11 protein-coding genes, 1 pseudogene and 2 riboswitches are annotated in these 15,727 nt (G+C 69.4%); of the genes and pseudogenes, 7 read left to right on the top strand and 5 right to left on the bottom strand.

Annotated elements, in window-relative coordinates; genetic code table 11:
- Positions 1–18: 18 nt before the first annotated feature.
- Positions 19–672, bottom strand: coding sequence for a TetR/AcrR family transcriptional regulator (locus tag ACHMW8_RS01900; RefSeq protein ID WP_125155634.1), 654 nt, complete (start codon positions 670–672; stop codon positions 19–21).
- 326 nt (positions 673–998) lie between these two features.
- On the opposite strand from ACHMW8_RS01900, the gene ACHMW8_RS01895 reads away from it, so the two are divergent.
- Entirely contained in the window at positions 999–2,162 is a 1,164-nt protein-coding gene (locus ACHMW8_RS01895) for an MFS transporter (protein ID WP_395444586.1), read from the top strand.
- Positions 2,163–2,281: 119 nt separating this feature from the next.
- Positions 2,282–3,589: a cytochrome P450 gene (locus ACHMW8_RS01890; protein ID WP_395444585.1), complete on the top strand. Its 1,308-nt coding sequence runs from the start codon at positions 2,282–2,284 to the stop codon at positions 3,587–3,589.
- Between the two features lie 28 nt (positions 3,590–3,617).
- On the opposite strand, the gene mprF is transcribed toward ACHMW8_RS01890, so the two are convergent.
- Complete coding sequence (mprF, locus tag ACHMW8_RS01885) at positions 3,618–6,221, bottom strand: bifunctional lysylphosphatidylglycerol flippase/synthetase MprF (RefSeq protein WP_395444584.1); 2,604 nt, start codon at positions 6,219–6,221, stop codon at positions 3,618–3,620.
- A gap of 329 nt (positions 6,222–6,550) precedes the next feature.
- On the opposite strand from mprF, the gene ACHMW8_RS01880 reads away from it, so the two are divergent.
- Complete coding sequence (locus ACHMW8_RS01880) at positions 6,551–7,132, top strand: hypothetical protein (RefSeq protein ID WP_395444583.1); 582 nt, start codon at positions 6,551–6,553, stop codon at positions 7,130–7,132.
- Between the two features lie 42 nt (positions 7,133–7,174).
- Here the strand turns inward: ACHMW8_RS01880 and ACHMW8_RS01875 are convergent, their stop codons facing one another.
- The 3 genes and pseudogenes from ACHMW8_RS01875 to ACHMW8_RS01865 all read right to left on the bottom strand — a co-directional run bounded on the left by ACHMW8_RS01875 (position 7,175) and on the right by ACHMW8_RS01865 (position 9,217).
- The gene (locus tag ACHMW8_RS01875) at positions 7,175–7,819 is read right to left on the bottom strand and encodes a sensor histidine kinase (RefSeq protein WP_395445868.1); all 645 of its coding nucleotides are present in this window, start codon (positions 7,817–7,819) and stop codon (positions 7,175–7,177) included.
- 301 nt (positions 7,820–8,120) lie between these two features.
- Positions 8,121–8,552: pseudogene (locus ACHMW8_RS01870) on the bottom strand (sensor histidine kinase N-terminal domain-containing protein); the annotation flags it as partial.
- The gene (locus tag ACHMW8_RS01865; protein WP_125155640.1) at positions 8,549–9,217 is read right to left on the bottom strand and encodes a response regulator transcription factor; all 669 of its coding nucleotides are present in this window, start codon (positions 9,215–9,217) and stop codon (positions 8,549–8,551) included. The gene ACHMW8_RS01865 and the pseudogene ACHMW8_RS01870, both read right to left, overlap by 4 nt.
- Before the next feature lie 88 nt (positions 9,218–9,305).
- Between ACHMW8_RS01865 and ACHMW8_RS01860 the strand changes: the two genes are divergently transcribed.
- The 4 genes from ACHMW8_RS01860 to ACHMW8_RS01845 all read left to right on the top strand — a co-directional run bounded on the left by ACHMW8_RS01860 (position 9,306) and on the right by ACHMW8_RS01845 (position 15,675).
- Entirely contained in the window at positions 9,306–10,340 is a 1,035-nt protein-coding gene (locus ACHMW8_RS01860; RefSeq protein WP_395445867.1) for an ABC transporter substrate-binding protein, read from the top strand.
- Between the two features lie 267 nt (positions 10,341–10,607).
- Positions 10,608–10,695, top strand: a riboswitch (glycine riboswitch).
- Positions 10,696–10,698: 3 nt separating this feature from the next.
- Positions 10,699–10,790, top strand: a riboswitch (glycine riboswitch).
- Positions 10,791–10,920: 130 nt separating this feature from the next.
- A complete protein-coding gene (locus ACHMW8_RS01855) occupies positions 10,921–12,891 on the top strand; it encodes a TonB-dependent receptor plug domain-containing protein (RefSeq protein ID WP_395444582.1) in 1,971 nt (656 codons plus the stop codon).
- Complete coding sequence (locus ACHMW8_RS01850) at positions 12,779–13,636, top strand: TonB-dependent receptor domain-containing protein (protein WP_395445866.1); 858 nt, start codon at positions 12,779–12,781, stop codon at positions 13,634–13,636. Before ACHMW8_RS01855 ends, ACHMW8_RS01850 begins: the two co-directional genes overlap by 113 nt.
- Positions 13,637–13,722: 86 nt before the next feature.
- Positions 13,723–15,675, top strand: coding sequence for a S9 family peptidase (locus tag ACHMW8_RS01845; RefSeq protein WP_395444581.1), 1,953 nt, complete (start codon positions 13,723–13,725; stop codon positions 15,673–15,675).
- The last annotated feature ends 52 nt before the right edge of the window (positions 15,676–15,727 follow it).

The following is a 15,727-nucleotide window of genomic DNA, read 5'->3' as shown; positions in this document are numbered from 1 at the left end:
CGCGATCCGCTCGGGCGGTCAGTCCTTGGAGAGCTGGGACCGGCGGGGGAGGTCGAAATGGTAGCGGCCGATCATCCAGGCGACTTCCTCGATGACCATGTCCTCGTCGAGCTCGGGATCCTCCACCAGCATCTCCATGGCCGCGTAGCTCATCAGCTCGGAGACGCGCATGGACAGCTTCAGGCGCTCTTCGTCGACCGGAGGGCCGTCCTTGACGCGAAACGCGAAGATCCGGTCCAGCACCGCCGTCCGCGACTCGACGCGCACGTCCTGCAGGGGCGGCATGGCGCGGATCGCCCGCAGGATCCAGAGCCCGCCCGGAAAGGCGCGGGTGACGGTGATGATCTCCTTCTGCAGCCGGATATGACTTTCGACGGCCGCGGCGAGGGTGGTCCAGTGGGCGCCGCCCGACTCCACCCAGGCGAAGACGACCTGGTCCTGGGCGTCCATCAGCCGGCGGGTCAGTTCTGTCAGCAGGGCGTACTTGTTCGGAAAGTACCGATAGAGGGCCGGCGGCGTCAGTCCCGCCCTCTCGCAGACGAGATTGGTCGTCAGGCGCTCGAAACCCACCTCGGCCAACAGTTCGCCGGTCGTCGCGAGAATCGCTTCGAAGGTGTTGATGCCGTTGCGCCGGGACGGCCGTGACTTGGCTTCGAGGTCAGGGGTGCTCACCAGGGGTCCTTGAAGAGCGCCGCGGATCGGCGGCGTGCAGTCGAATAGCAACGGGGCCGGGTCAAGAGAACCTGTCGCCGTCGCGGCGTGCGTCGCCCGCGCCTGCTTAGTGTAGCCCAAACTATCCTATTGGCGAGGGCGTTCGCGTCCCACGGGGAAGCGGGGCGCGGGCGATCCGGAGGCCGGCGCCCAGCAAAGCGGCAATGCGGTCGAAGCCATCCGGCGGGAGACCGGTTGACGATACTCTTGAGATAGCAAAAGCTACCTTTAGGGCCGTCGGGCGAAGACCCGTCGAAGAACCGATCCACGGCCCGTTGGAGGAATGCATGTCGCTCGAGGACACCCAGGCGCGCGGCGCGCGAGCCGAGGACGGCTGGATCGGCAGCCGACCGACGGCCGCGCAGATCGCGGCTTTCCTGGCGATCGGATCGGTCGCCCTGATCATGGCGGGCGTCCAGCCGGTGGTTCTGGGGGGGCTGGTCGACGCGGGCCGGCTCGACGTCAACCAGCTGGGCTGGAGCGTGACCATCGAGTTTCTCGCCATCGGACTGGGCGTCGGGCTGGCGGACGCCTTCCTGCCGCCGCGCCGGCTCAAGCTGGTCGGCTTCGTCGCCGCGCTGGTCCTGGCCGTCGTCAACCTCGCCGGGCTGGAGGTCTCGGGGCTGGGGGTCCTGGTGATCCGGGCGCTGGCGGGCCTGGCCGAAGGCGGCCTCGTCTGGCTGACCACGCTGATGATCGTGCGCTCGCCGACGCCGGGCCGCTGGAGCGGGATCTTCCTGGTCAGCCAGGCGGTGCTGCAGGTGGCGTGCGCGGCCGGCATACCGCTTCTGGTCTCGCCGTCGCTCGGCGCCAACGCGGGCTTCGCGACCCTGGGCGCCAGCGCCGTCCTGGCGGCGGCGGTCGCGTTCGTCCTGCCGGCCAGTCTGGCGCCGCTGGCGGGAAACACGAGCGACGAGCCCGTGCTTGCCGAGCCGATCCCGAAGGCAGCCTATGTCAGCCTGGCCGCCGTCTTTCTCCTGTTTTCGTTCTTCATCGGGTTCCTGGCCTATGTCGAGCAGCTGGCCGGCCAGGCGGGCCTGACGCCGGTCCAGGGCGGGCTGGCCGTCGCCCTGGCCCTGGGCAGCTCCATCGTCGGCTCGGGCCTGGCGGCCGTGGTGGCCGAGCGGATCCCCTATCACCGCGCGTTCCTGGTCTGTCTGCCGGTGTTCCTGTCGGTGCTGGTCGGCCTGTGGGTCCTGCCGGGGCCCGGCGTGTTCCTCGCCTTCGCGGGCCTGCACGGTCTGGCGTGGGGTTTCTGCAGACGCTGCAGGCGCCGTTCATCATCGAGTCGGACCCCTCGCGGCGGGCGGTTCTGCTGGCCCCCAGCGTTCAGGCCGTCGGCGCGGCCGCTGGGCCAATGCTCTGCTCGTTCTTTGTCGGCGCCCACGAGGTTCGCGGCGCGCTGGTCGCCGCGGGCGCGTGCCTGGCGGCCTCGTTCGTCCTGGCGATGACGCTGTGGCTTTCGCGTGTCCGGCGCCAGGCCAAGTCCGCGTTCGCCGCTGCCCCCGGACCGACGCGGCGCGCGGCCTGACCAACCCCCGCCCGCGCGCGGCGCGATAAGGAGAAGACCATGTCCGATGACATCGTAGTCGATCAGCCGCCCGTTCTGGACATCGGCGCGCTGCCGACGCTCGAGGATTATGGCTATGACGGCGGCCGCATGGCGTTCCGGCGGTTCTGCGCCAGGGCGTTCCAGCCGGGCGGCCCGCGTTTCCTGCGAGGCGACGGCGGCGCGCTCGTGGTCTTCCGCCATGCCGATCTCCGGGCTCTGGCGGCCCGGCCCGAGCTTTCGGCCCTGGCGCCCAACCAGCTCTTTCCGGGCTTGCTCGGCGCCGAACCGCTCGAGGAAAAGCCGGTCGGCTTCGCCATCGCCGACCTGATCAAGAACCAGCTCTTCGGCGCCAACGGCGTTCTGAACGCCACCCTGCGCAAGGTGCTTCTCAACCAGATCGGGCCCAAGCCGACCGCCGCGCGGGCCGACGCCGCCCGCCAGATCGCCGGGCGGATCCTTGACGATCTTCCGCTGGGCGTGCCCGTCGATCTCGTCGAGCGGATCGCCGAGCCGCTGATCGGCCTCTACTGGGGCGGACTGATCGGGATGACCGACGCGGAGGCTCTGGGCGCGGCGACGGAGGCGCGCAAGATGACGCCCATGCTGTTCCTGCGGCCGGACGCGGACGGCATAGGCCAGGCCGACGCCGCCGCGAAGGCCTATCGCGGCCTCGTTCGAGGGCGCGGGCCAGCGCGCCTTGGAGGCGGGCGGTTGTCCGTTCGTCTGGACATGGCCCGGGACCTCGCCGCGGTCGACATCGCCGACGATCTCGACCATGGCGGCTATGTTCCCAAGACGGTGGGGGCCTTCCTCGCGGGTAACCTGTTCGATGGATTCCATACGGCCGCCCTGGCCGCCGCCAACACCATCCGTACGTTGATGGATCATCCCGAGGTGACGGACCGGCTTCGCGCGGAGCCGGAGAAGACCGCCGCGGCGGTGTCCGAGTGCCTGCGGCTGGAGCCGCCCGTCATTCATCTCAACCGCGTCGTCAGCGCCGACCTCGCCTATGATGGGCGGACCATTCCCGCGGGAACCCGGGTGACGATGATGTGGGCGCCGCCGAACCGCGATCCCGACGCCTTCCCGAACCCTGACGCCTTCGACCTGGACCGTCCCCAGCAGGGCTCGACCACGTTCGGCGGCGGCGCGCACATCTGTCCTGGGCGTTTCGTGGCCGGACTGCTCGCCAGGAGCCTGGCGGAGTCCCTGATCGAACGCCGGATCGAGGTCCAGGCGGCCGGCGACGCCGACGACTGGATCGGCAACCACGCCATGTGCCAGCTCAGGCGCCTGCCGGTGATCCTCGAGCGCCGGCCCGGATGACGAGCCGCCCGGCGGGCCTCGCCAGGGCTCATCGGATCGACTTGGCGTCGAGGCCCTTCTGGGTCAGTAGCCCGACCTCGGCGAGCGCCACGGCCGGGGTCACGCTGGCCGAAGTCGCCAGAAAGACCGGTCTCCAGTGGGGACCGAACTTCTGCTTGTAGGCCCGGAGGCCCTGGAACCCGTAGACCCGTTCGGCCGAACGGTAGACCCAGGCCTCCACGCGTCGCGAGAGCGGCGCGACCGAATGCGACTCGAGGCCGGAGAGCGGGGCCATGCCCAGATCGAATTCGGCGAAGCCGCGCGCCTGCCCCCAGAGGATGATCGACACGAACAGCGCGTCCATCACGCCGTGCTGGGCGCTCGGGCGATGGCGCATGAGATCGACGGAGAGGCGGCGCCCGTCGGGCGTGGCGACCAGGTTGGCGAAGGCCGAAACGCCGTCGGGCCCGCGCAGCATCGCGATGGGGAAGTTGAGCAGATAGGCCGGATCGAAGCATCCGAGGGTGAAGCTCAGCTCGTGGCCATGATGCGCCGCGAGCCAGGCGTCCGACACGGCCTTCAGCTCGGTCCAGGGCGTCAGCGGATCGTTCGGCTCCAGGATCTCGAACGCCAGCCCGGTTCGCTGGGCGTGATTGACGGCGTGGCGCAGATCCTCGCGCGCCTTGCCCTGCAGGCTGAAGGCCGCCAGGTCGACCAAGGCGCTTTCGCCGATCTTGTGGATCAGGAATCCCGCGTCGATCAGGTCCGGGACGCTGTCCTGATCCAGCGCGTAGAACACCGGGCTCGCCTGTGAGTCGGCGGCGGCTTCGACGAAGGCGTCGATCATCGCCGGGCGATCGTCGGGCGGTCCGACCGGATCGCTCATCGCGATCCAGTGGGCGCCGATGGGCCGGTGCATGACGAAGCTGCGGCCGGAGGGCGAAAAGACGAACGACTTGTCGCCCAGCAGCGCCAGGAAGGCGTCGCAGGACACCGCCTTGGCGGCGGCGATGATGGCCTTGGCGCGGGCGATGTCCTTCGGCGACGACGGGGCGGCGCGCGACCGGCTGGGGCTGAGCAGGCGCCAGGCGGCGACCAGAAGTCCCAGCGCGGCCAGGCCGGCCGCCACGCCCACCGGCCCCGCGGCGTCGGCGCCGCGCAGCAGCGCCCACCAGGGCTGACGGGTGTGGTCGCCGGCCTGCCGGGCGGTCAGCGCCAGGGTGAAGGCCGAAGCCCCGGCGAGTCCGCACGCCGCGAACCAGGGCGCCGACGCCACATCGTGAAACGCCGCGGAGCGTCTGCGAAAGGCGAACTGGCAGGGCGCCAGCGCGACGCCCAGGAGCAACAGGGGCGCGGCGCTCGCCAGCCCGAGCCCCTTCCAGAGCTCGAACGCCGCGCCGCCGACGACGAGCAGCAGCGTCAGGACATAGGCGGCCTCCAATCGCCGCCAGAGCGAGATGGCCGCGAGCAGCAGCAACACGCCGAGGATGCTGGAGACCAGATGCGAAGACGGAAACGCCGCCAGGAAGGAGGAGGCCGGGGTCAGGCGAACGGACAGGTTGGCCGAGGCGAGCAGCAGGCCCGCGCCCAGCCAGAAGGCCAGGCCGGCGACCACGGGGGGCGCCAGGGCGCGGGTGATGGAGCGAAGGCCCGCGCTCGCGCGGCCTTGGGCGAGGCGGCCCAGCTGATAGGCGCCCAGGCCCAGGGCGGTCAGGCTCAGCGGCCCCACGGCGTAGATCAGGCGGTAGAGGATCAGGGCCGCGACGGTCTCGTGGGGCAGGGCGAACCGATGGCTGAGGCTCAGGACGACCGCCTCGAAGACGCCGACGCCGCCCGGCACGCCGGACGCGGCGCTGACGACGCTGCCCAGGATGAACACCGCCAGGAAGCCGGCGAACTGATCGGCCGAGGCCCCGGGCAGCAGGACGAACAAGGCCAGGCCCGACAGCGCCCAGTCCAGCAGCCCGCCGCCCAGCGCCCCCAGGCGCGTCGTCAGCGACGGGGTGGCCAGTTCGATGGCGGGCAGCAGGCGGCCCTTTTTCGGGAGGCGGGCGATCCAGAGCCCCGCGGGAGCGATGAGGATCACCGCCAGCCCGTAGAGGGGCGGCGGAAGGTCGTGGATCGCCAGCAGGGCCAACCCGGCGGCGACCGCGCCGCTGAGCGTGACCGCGGCGCCGGCCAGCAGGGTGACCGCGCCGATCTCCGACCCGCCAAGGCCCCAGGCCCGGTAGAAGCGAAGACGCGCGGCGGCCCCCGTGGCGAGGCTGAACCCCAGCCCGTTGGACAGGGCGTAGGAAACAAAGGTGACGAGGATCACCCGCCACGCCGCAAGCCGCCGGCCCAGATAGCCGAGCGCCAGTTGCTCCGAGGCCGCCAGGCACAGATAGCTGAGCAGGGTCGTGGCGACGGCGGCGCCAATCGCCCAGGGGGGAGTCGCCCGGAAGGCGGCCTGGATCGCCGACGGCGAGGCCGTCTGCACCTCGCGCCGCAGCAGCCACAAGGCGCCCAGGAAGACGGCGACCGCGAAGCTCAGCCTGAAGGCGTCGGACGCCAGGGCGTAGTGAAGCCTGGCCAGCATCCGCCGCAAAGTCTCGCGCCAGGCGGCGCGAACGCTCTGGCCGGCCTCGGGCGGTTTCGTCGTGGCGCTAGACATGTCCAAGGGCGAAGCCGCTTTCCGGGGTGTCCGACCGTCCGGGCCGATCCCGCCTCGAGGCGTGGCGAAGATAGGGCGCCGTTATTGGGGCAAGCATGGATACCCGCGCGTTGCGATGGTCACGGTGATACGGAGGTCCGCGGCGAGCGCCGCGAAGGCGAGCGGTTCCCTAACAAGCCGCGCCTGGGCTGAACATGGGTCATAGGACGCCCCCCGGCTCGGTCGGTCTTGATCTGGCGCAAGGGCGAGCAAGCAGGGCCTCCGTATCGACGGATCGGAAATACTGACATCTTGAGCGGCTCAATCCAGGAGGGGCCATGACACAGCGCATGAAGGAACTCGCCGCCGAGATCGTGCGACTTCAGAGCGAGCTCGACCGCGAGATCGAGGCGGGCCGGAAACGTCTCGGCTGGCGCCTGCGCGAGCGGGTCGTCGAATTCGAGCATGGGGTCACCATCGCTCATCGCGGTCTTCGCACAAGCGCGGCGCGCTACCTCAAGCAATCGACGCTCAGCGCGATGATCACGGCGCCGGTGATCTATTCGCTTATCCTCCCCGTCCTCATGATCGACGCCTGGGCGAGCCTCTATCAGGCGATCTGCTTTCGGGCCTATCGCATACCTCAGGTGCCTCGAAAGACGTACATTGTCTTCGATCGTCAGCGCCTCGGCTATCTGAACTGGATCGAGATCCTGAACTGCGCCTACTGCGCCTACGCGAACGGCGTCATCGCCTATGTCCGGGAAATCGCCAGCCGAACCGAACAATACTGGTGCCCCATCAAGCACGCCTTGCGGGTGCCGGATCCTCATCAGCGCTATTACGAGTTCCTCGAGTACGGTGACGCCGACGGCTATCGCGAGAGGATCGAGGCGTTCCGCGAGCGCCTCCGGGCGCCGTCCGTCGCCTGATCGGACGCCGGAGGCCGCCGGCGCCGCGCCCCGTCCTCGATCCTATGCCGCCGGGAAGCGGAGGTCGGCGACCAGGCCCGGCCTGGGATGGCGGGCGCGCAGTTCGAGATCGATGTCCAGGCGCCGGGTGATCGAACGCACGATGGCCAGGCCCAGGCCCGCGCCGGTCGACCCCTGGCCCGCGCTCCCCCGGTTGAAGGGCGCGAACACGTCGCGCAACGCGTCTTCGTCCAGTCCGGGGCCGCGATCCCAGATCACGACCCTGGGTCCGTCTCCATCCATCCTGGCCACGATACGCACCTTGCCCCCGCCATAGGCGCAGGCGTTGAAGACCAGATTGCGCAGAACCTCGCCGATCAGCACCGCGTTGCCGCGCGCGAGCCCCAGATCGGCGGGCAGGCGCGTCAGCAGTTCGACCTCGGGAAACGCGCGGGCGGCTTCGACCTGGATCGTCTTGAGCAGGGCGGCGAGATCGGCCTCGCCATCGGCCGCGGTCGCCTCGGAGCGGGCCAGGGCGAGGAACTGCGTCAGCACCTGGCGCAGGTTGGCCGCAGCGTCTCGCGAGTCGCCCAGCAGGGCCTTGTCGCGCGGCGTGGCGGCCGAGCGCTCCAGCAGGGCGAGGTTGGCGACGATGACCGACAGGGGCGTTCGCAACTGATGGGAGGCGTCGGCCGAGAAGCGCTCCAGCGCGCGGGGTGAAGCGCTCCAGGCTGCTCATCAGGTGGTTGAAGGCTTCGACGGCCGGCGACAGCTCGGCGGGGGTGTCGGCGGCGTCGATCGGCGCGAGGTCCGGGCGCGAGGCCTGGGCGCGGCGCTTCAGATCGGCCGTCAGGCGGCGCAGCGGCGCCAGGCCCCAGCCGACGGCCGGCACGACCAGAGCCGCGGCCACGGCGACCAGCAGCACAGGCAGGCCGATCAGGGTGGACAGCAGCTCGCGCACGCTGGCGCGACGCGAGTCGAGGCTTTGGGCCACCGCCACCACGACGGGCTCGCGCACGCCCGGCACCATCACCGTCGACTGGGCGATCCGCACCTCGTAGCCGCGCATTCTCGCATAGCTGAAACTGGTCTCGTTCGGCGCGGGCGCGGGCAGGCGGGGGAGGTCGTCATAGCCGGTGACCAGGCGCGAGCCCTGGCGCACCGCGTAGAACACCGCGTCGCGCTCGGGACTGTCCAGCAGGGCCAGGGACCAGGGCGGCAGGGCCACCTGGGCCTGACCGTCCCGCACGCCGATCTGGGCGACGATCGAGGTCACGGATCCGGCCAGCAGCCGGTCGGAAGACTTCTCCACGACCGCGCGGGCGGCCAGGGCGCCGGCCAGGGCGAGCGCCGCGCCCAGCAGGGCCAGGGGAACGACCTGCGCCAGCAGCAGGCGCCCGACCAGGCTGGGACGGCCGCCCTTCCAAGGCCTGGCCTTCATGGATCTATCCGGTAGCCCACGCCCCGCAGCGTACTCAGGCGCGGGCCGTCCGGCGCCAGCTTGCGTCGCAGTCGACCGACATGGACGTCCAGGGCGTTGGGCGAGGGGGCCTGTTCGTCGGGGAACACGTCGGCGGCCAGGCGGTCGCGCTCGACGACCCGGCCGGGACGCGCGGCCAGGGCCTTCAGCACGGCCCACTCGCGCGGGCGCAGGTCCAGCCGCCGCTCGCCGATCCAGGCCGCGCCGGCTTCCCAGTCGCAGACCAGGGCGCCGACATGGGCCGTCCGGGTGGCGTAGCCGCCCTTGCGCCGCGCCACCGCCCGCACCCGGGCCACCAGCTCGAACGGGTCGAACGGCTTCAGCACATAGTCGTCCGCGCCCATGTCCAGGCCGGCGATGCGATCGCGCACCGCGTCGCGCGCGGTCAACATGACGATCGGGGTCAGCACGCCCTCGCGCCGCAGCCGGCCCAGGATCTCGAAGCCGTCGATGTCGGGCAGGCCGATGTCCAGGATGACGGCGTCGAAGTCGGCCCCGTGCGCCAGGGCCAGGGCCAGAGCGGCCTCGCCGGTCTCGGCGCAGACGGGCTCGTGACCTTCGCTCTCCAGCGTCGCGGTCAGGGAGCGACGCAGAGGCGGATCATCCTCGACAACCAGTATCTTCATCGGGGATGTAGGAACCGAACACGCAGGGGAGGTCATCATCCGACGCCGATTGCCTCATCAGGTCAAGAGACGCGGGCCCGTGGCGATCATGGCGGCGCTGGCCCTGGCGTCCGCCCTGGCCGGCTGCGCGCCGAAGTCGATCGGACAGGCGACCAGCGGCTGGGATATTCGCGCCGCCGAGCGCGAGGGCGAGCTCGTCGTCTATCTCAACACCGATGTCCACCAGGTGATCGGCGAGGGCTTCCGCGAGCGCTTTCCCAAGATCAAGGTCCGCTTCGTCGAGTTGGCCGCCAAACCGATGCAGGCGCGCCTTATCGCCGAGACGGACGCGGGCGCGCCGGTCGCCGATGTGGCCTGGAGTTCGTCGATGGACATCCAGGTCAAGCTGATCAACGACGGCTACGCCCAGACCTATCGCAGTCCGGAGGCCAAGGGCCTGCCGGCCTGGGCCGTCTGGCGCGACCAGGGCTTCGGCGTGACGGCCGAGCCGATCGTCTTCGCCTACAACAGGAAGGCGCTGAAGGAGTCGGAGGTGCCCCGCAGCCACGCCGCGTTGCTGGCGGCCTTGCGCGCCAACCCCGAACGCTGGCGCGGCAAGATCGCCATGTACGATCCCGAAAAGAGCGGGGTCGGGTTCATGTACCTGTCGAGCGACCTGCAGGCCTATCCGGACGCCTGGCCCTTGTACGACGCCTTGGCCAAATCGGAGCCGGGCCTGTTCGTCCCGGGCGCGCCGCTGCTGACCAGTCTGTCGGGCGCGCACGATCTGGCCTACGACATGAACGGCTTCTACGCCGACTGGTGGGCGCGCCATCGCAACGCCGACATCGGCTATGTCGTGCCCAGCGACTATCATCTGTCGCTCTCGCGGGTGGCCTTCATCACCCGTTCGGCGCCGCATCCCAAGGCGGCCCGGGTGTTTCTGGACTATCTGATGTCGGACGAGGGGCAGAGGCGACTGGCCCAGGCCAGGCTGACGCCGATCCGCCCCGCCGGCGGCGCGCCGGCGCTGGGCGCGGCCGGCCGGCCGATCCGTGTCGGTCCCGCCCTTCTGGCCAATTTCGACCAGGGGCGGCGCGCTGAATTGCTGGCGCGCTGGAAAGCCGCGTCCGCCGATCGCTGATGTTGCTTAAATATAGTCCAGCGTTCGCCTAAAAAATAATCACGCCCGGCCAAGTTCACGAAAGCTTCGTGGTTTTCGCCCCTGGTCCCGATCAGCCCAAGCTGTCACCGACCTGTCACCTTCGCGGATCGCGCGGCGACGGACGAACGCGAGTCGTGCCCACCGGTTGAGCTCAGGGGGGATTCCTTTCGCCCTCATCGCGCGTCGGGCAACATTGTACCGGATTTCGACGCTTTGACGCGATCGGGCGAGCCGGTCGTATTGGCCTGGCTCTCGCGGAAGAGATCGGGTCAGCCCGACGCCGAAGGCGCAACCGCCCCGGAAACGCTCAGGCAACAGGGACCGCAGAGCACGAGGACGCTGGAAAGCAGGACCGCTCCACAAGTGAGCGGCCTCGCCGAAGGAGCAAGGGCGCGACCGCGCCTGAATCTCTCAGGCCAAGGGACAGCGGGGGCAGAGGAACCGCCTGGCGGAGTCCGGGAAGGCGCACGTCTTCCCGAGCGACGCGACCGACGCGACCGAACAAACGGGCGCGCGGGAGAGAGCGACTGTCGACTGCTGAAACATAGGGGATCTTACCTTGACTCTTTCACGCCAAACTCGCCGGGGACTGCTGCTGGGTTGCAGCCTGGTTCCCGCCGTCCTGGCCCTGCACGGCGCCGCCTTCGCTCAGGACGCCGCCCAGACCGCCGCCAAGACCGATGACACCAGCGTCGGCGAGATCATCGTCACGGCCTCGCGCATCGACCGCGCCGGCTTCGAGGCGCCCACCCCGACGGTGCGGGTCACCGCCCAGGACCTGAGCGTCGGCGCCCGTCCGAACATCGCCGCGGCCCTGAACGACCTGCCGCAGTTCCGCGCCACGACCTCGGCCCAGACCACCGGCACCAACACGGGCGCGGGCAACGCGCCGGTCGACCTGCGCGGCCTGGGCATCAGCCGCACCCTGGTGCTGCTGGATGGCCGCCGCTTCTCGGGCGACAACGACCTGAACCTGATCCCCAGCGTCCTGACCAAGGGCGTCGACGTCGTGACCGGCGGCGCTTCGGCCGCCTGGGGTTCCGGCGCCGTGGCCGGCGTGGTCAATATCAGCATTGACCGCACCTTCACCGGCCTGAAGCTCGGCGTGGAGGGTGGTGAGTCCTCGTACCACGACGCCAAACAGATCCGTCTCGAGGCGGCGGCGGGCAAGAGCTTCGCCGACGGCCGCGGCCATTTCGTGATCGGCGGCGAGTACATCGACAACGACGGCGTCATCCCGAAGAACAGCCGGCCGAACATCGGCCGCTGGGCCACGGTGTCGAACGGCGCGGGCCGCTTCGTGCTGGCCCCGGACGTCGGCTTCTCGAACGCGGCCTATGGCGGCCTGATCATGTCGGGCGTCCTCAAGGGCAAGGCCTTCAATCCCGACGGCAGCCTGCGCGACTTCAACTACGGCACCGTGATCGGCACGAACTCGGTCGGCGGGGAGGGCCCGTCGAACGACGACCTGTCGCCCCTGGTCACGCCGCAGAAGCGTTACGCCACCATGGCCAGCGTCACCTATGACCTGACCGACAAGGTCAAGATGACGGCCGAGCTGCGCCGCTCGCGGATGTGGAACAACTACATCTGGTTCGGCGACCACAACCGCGGCAACCTGACGATCAAGTCGGACAACGCCTATCTGCCGGCGGCCGTGAAGTCGGCCCTGGCGGCGGCGGGGCAGACCTCGTTCACCATGGGTCGCTTCAACACCGAGGCCTATCCGACGATCGACTTCGAGCGCGTCTCGACCCAAGGGACCATCGCGTTCGACGGCGCCTTCGGCGACGGCTGGCGCTGGAGCGCCTACTACAGCCACGGCGAGAACGAGAACAATATCGACACCCCTGGGTTCTTCCTGACCCAGAACTACGCCAACGCCGTCGACTCGGTGATCAGCCCGACCACCGGCCAGCCGATCTGCCGGGTCGCCCTGACCAACGCCTCGACCAACTGCGTGCCGATCAACCTGTTCGGCCAGGGCGCGCCTTCGCAAGCGGCGCTGGACTATGTGACCGGCACGCCGTCGATGCGCGAAACCAGCAAGCTGGACGTCGGCGGCTTCAGCCTGCGCGGCGAGCCCTTCAGCCTGCCGGCTGGCCCGGTCTCGGTCGCCGTCGGCGCGGAGGCCCGCAAGGAGTCGGTCGACCGCCGGGTGGGCGACCTGGACGCGGCCAAGGCCTTCACCACCTTCAGCTTCTCGGCCATGGCCGGCAGCTACAGCGTCAAGGAAGCCTTCGCCGAAGTGCTGGTGCCCGTCGTGCGCGACGTCCCGGTTCTGAACAAGCTGGAAGTCAACGCCGCCGCGCGGGTGTCCGACTACAACACGACCGGCTCGATCTGGTCGTGGAAGCTGGGCGCCACCGAACGAGTTCTTCCCAGGCTTCCGGGGGCGGATCACCAAGTCGCGCGACATCCGCTCGGCCAACCTGACCGAGCTCTTCACCACCAGCACGACCGGCTACAACACCATCGTCGACCCGAAGACCAATTCCAGCGTCTACGTGCTGACCAATGGCGGCGGTAACGCGAACCTGACGCCCGAGACGGCCAAGACCTTCACGACCGGCTTCGTCTATTCGCCGCCGGCCCTCCCGGGCTTCAACATCTCGGTCGACTATTTCGACATCGACATCGACAACGTGATCACCACGGTCTCGGCGCAGGACATCGTCACGCGCTGCGCCAACGGCAATGCCGACATGTGTTCGCGGGTCACCCGCGACGCCACCGGCGGGATCTCGCGGATCGTCTCGACCTACGTCAACCTGGCCAACTACAAGACCGACGGCGTCGACGCCGAGATCTCGTACGCGACCAATCTCGACCGCCTGATCCCCGACGCGCCCGGCCGCATCCGCGCCCGCTGGCTGATGACCTGGGTCAACAGCCTGACCACCAACGACGGCGTCAGCAAGATCGAGTACGTCAAGTCGCAAGGCTATTCGTTCGGCCTGGGCACGCCCAAGAGCCGCATGACCGCGGCGCTCGACTGGTCGGGCAAGGTGTTCAGCGCCAACCTGCGGGCGCGCTACATCTCGCCAGGCAACTACAACAACACCGTCGACCTCGTGAACGGCCACATCAAGGCCTACACCTATGTCGACCTGGGCGTTCAGGCCAAGCTGCCCGAGGTCATGGGCCATGAGGTCGAGCTCTACGCCAACGCGACCAATCTCTTCGACAAGGACCCGCCCGTCTCGTCGCTGTACTCGCCCTACTACGACGTGATCGGTCGCTATGTGACCGTCGGCGCGCGGATGCGTTTCTAGTCCCGCCCGACATCGCGCCGCCGGCTGCTCCCCCCCTGGCTTCCCCCGCCGGCGGCGCTTCCCCTTTCTTCAGAGGCATTCTCCAGATGATCTCTCGTCATGCCCTGGCGCTGGCCCTTTTGGCCGCCGCCGCCGCGACTCCGCTCGCCACCCCCTCGGCGGCCCAGACCGTCGCGCCGCCCGCCGCCATCGTCGTCGACGGCGCGCCCGCCATTCCGCAAGAGCTGGTCGCGGCCGCCGCGCCCTACCTGCAGGCGCGCCACGCCAACTTCCTGGGCTGGAACACCGCCGACCGCTCGATGCTGATCAAGACCCGCTTCGGCGGCTCCGATCAGGTTCACGTCGTGGCCAAGCCAGACGGGGCGCGACGCCAGATCAGCTTCGAGAACGAGCCGGTTCTGGCCGCGGCCCTGTCGCCCAAGGGCGACACGCTGGTGATCCAGAAGGACAAGGGCGGCGACGAGTTCTATCAGCTCTACGTGCTGGAGGCCGGCCGGCCGCGCCTGATCACCGATGGCAAGAGCCGCAACTGGTTCGGCGCCTGGTCGCCGGACGGCAAGCGGGTCGGCTACGCCTCGTCGCGCCGCAATGGCGCGGACATGGACCTCTATGTCGTCGACCCGAAGGACCCCAAGACCGACCGCCTGGTCGCTCAGGTCACCGGCGGCGGCTGGAACATCGCCGATTTCTCGGCGGATGGTTCCAAGGCGCTGGTGCTGAACCGCATGTCGGTCAACGAGGCCATGGTCTACGAACTGGACCTGGCCAGCGGCAAGATGAAGCCCCTGACCGATCCCAAGGCCAAGGTCTCGTACGTCGATCCGAAGTACGCCCGTGACGGCTCGGTCTGGCTGACCTCGAACAAGGACTCGGACTTCCAGCGCCTGGGCAAGCTGGACGGCAAGGGCGGCTTCGTCCCGGTCTCCAAGGAGCCGCGCTGGGACGTCAGCGACTTCGCCGTCTCGCCCGACGGTTCGTTCGCCGTCTACGCCATCAACGAGGCCGGCGTGTCGCGCGTGCGGGTGCTGGACCTGGCCACCGGCGCGGTGCGCCCGGTGACGGGCCTGCCGGCCGGCGTGATCCCCTACAGCATTGGCGCGGCGATCGACATCGCGCCGTGGGGCGAGATCGGTCTCAGCATGGCCTCGGCCAAGGTGCCGGGCGACGCCTTCTCGATCGATCCCAAGACCCTGGCCGTCACCCAGTGGACCCACAGCGAGACCGGCGGCCTGGATCCCAGCCTGAACGTCGAGCCCAAGCTGGTCGAGGTGGCCAGCTTCGACGGCGAGAAGATCTCGGGTTTCCTCTACCAGCCCGACCCGGCCAAGTTCCCCGGCAAGCGTCCGCTGATCGTCGACATCCACGGCGGTCCGGAAGGCCAGACCCGTCCCGACTTCCTGGGCGGCAACAACTATCTGCTGAACGAACTGGGCATCGCGTTGTTCTTCCCGAACGTGCGCGGCTCCACCGGCTATGGCGCGCGGTTCGTCAATCTCGACAACGGCCCGTTCAAGCGCGAGGACTCGGTGAAGGACATCGGCGCCTTCCTCGACACGCTGGAGAAGGACCCGGCCCTGGACGCCAGCCGCTTCGCCGTCAACGGCGTCTCGTATGGCGGCTACATGTGCTACGCCTCGGCCACGCACTACAGCCCGCGCCTGAAGGGCGCCAACTGCTACGTGGCGATCTCCAACTTCGTCACCTTCCTGGAGAACACCCAGGCCTATCGCCGCGACCTGCGTCGGGTCGAGTATGGCGACGAGCGCGATCCCAAGCAGCGCGCCCAGCTGATGAAGATCTCGCCGCTGACCAGCGTCGACAAGATCACCACGCCGCTGCTGGTGGCCACGGGCGGGACCGACCCGCGCGTGCCGCCGACCGAGGCCGACCAGATGATCAAGGCGGTCCGCGCCAATGGCGGTTCGGTCTGGCACGTGCTGGCCAAGAACGAGGGTCACGTTTTCCGCAAGAAGGAGAACGAGGACTACTACTTCTGGACCAGCGTCATGTTCTGGCGAAAGACCCTGCTGGGCCAGTAGGACGGGCGAGGGCGCGGGACCGAGGTTCCGCGCCTTTTTCTTGGAAGGATGC

This window comes from Caulobacter sp. UC70_42, from assembly GCF_044056025.1.
Classification (GTDB): Bacteria; Pseudomonadota; Alphaproteobacteria; order Caulobacterales; family Caulobacteraceae; genus Caulobacter.
This window is presented reverse-complemented; position numbering and strand designations above follow the sequence as displayed.